Annotated in this window: 1 protein-coding gene; it reads right to left on the bottom strand. The window is 64.9% G+C overall.

Translation table 11 applies throughout. The features are described from left to right. Positions 1–189 precede the first annotated feature (189 nt). Positions 190–1,281: IS66 family transposase (gene tnpC / locus ABIE57_RS20510; RefSeq protein ID WP_354540890.1), on the bottom strand; the 1,092-nt coding region annotated here is incomplete at its 5' end.

The following is a 1,281-nucleotide window of genomic DNA, read 5'->3' as shown; positions in this document are numbered from 1 at the left end:
AATGGGACCACCGCGGTCAGGCCAGCAGCCTCCTCTTCGGTGTTGGTGAACCCGGTCAATGTCTTGCCTGCGACCAGGGGTTTGCCGTCCACGCCGAGCTATGCCCGAAAGTTGGTGACGGCGTGATCAGGCGGCGCTTTGAAGTTGCTTGATCCCGTCCTTGAAGTAAGCACCCGCCGAGGGCCGCGGTCAGGCTGCCTTGACCTGGGGTGTTTCGGGGTTCCATTCCCACGGCAGCAGTTCGTGCAGGCGTGAGACGGACATTTCGGAGATGCGGGCGATGACGTCGGCGAGCCAGGCCTGCGGATCGATGCCGTTCAGCTTGGCGGTGCCGATCAAGGAATACATGGCGGCGGCGCGCTGCCCGCCACGCTCGGAGCCTGCAAACAGCCAGGACTTCCGGCCGAGGGCCACGCCGCGCAGGGATCGCTCGGCGGCGTTGTTGCAGAGACAGATGCGGCCATCCTTGAGGAACCGGGTGAAGTTCGGCCAATGGGTTGGCGACAGCAAATAGTCGATCGCCTTGGCGACCTTGGCGTGCTTCGAGAGCAGCGCCCGTTCGCTGCGCAGCCAGCGTTCCAGATCGACGACCAGCGGCGCGGACAAGCGTTGCCGCGCCTCGAGGCGGGAGGCGGGGGATTTGCCGTTGATGTCCCGCTCGATCTCGAACAGGACATCGATGCGCTTTACGGCCTCAACGGCGATCGGCGAGATCTCCTTGGCGTTCTTGCCCTTGCGGATGTTGCTCTCGACATCGGCGAGTTCGAAGAACTTGCGGCGTGCATGGGCCCAACACAGGGCTGACGCAACAGGCCCCGGCATTCGCTTTGGGTCGTAAAGCTGATTGTATCCGGCATAGGCGTCGGCCTGAAGGATGCCCTGCCAGCCCTTCAGATGTTCGGTTGGATGTTCCCCGCCCCGGTCGCGGGAGAAGCGGAAGACCACCGCGGGCGGGGCGGTGCCGCCGAAGGGGCGGTCGTCGCGCACATAGGTCCAGAGCCGCGCGGTTTTCGTGCCACCCTGGGCCAGCAGCGGCACGGTGGTATCGTCGCCATGCAGCCGGGCGGCGGCGAAGACATGCGCCTCGATCAGCGCTGAGAACGGCGGTGCGAAAGTCGGCCACGGTAGCGGCGGGATAAGCCTGCTGCGGGCGGCGTAAAAGTCGTCCACCTTTATCCTTTCTGGCGACAGGGAGGGCGGGAGGATTTTCACTGTGGATTTGTATCGGAAGGTTCGGCTGGCGTGTGCTGAGGGCATGAGCCAGCGAGAGGCGGCGCGGCA

The sequence above is a fragment of the Roseovarius sp. MBR-6 genome, assembly GCF_040547525.1.
GTDB lineage: Bacteria > Pseudomonadota > Alphaproteobacteria > Rhodobacterales > Rhodobacteraceae > Roseovarius.
This window is presented reverse-complemented; position numbering and strand designations above follow the sequence as displayed.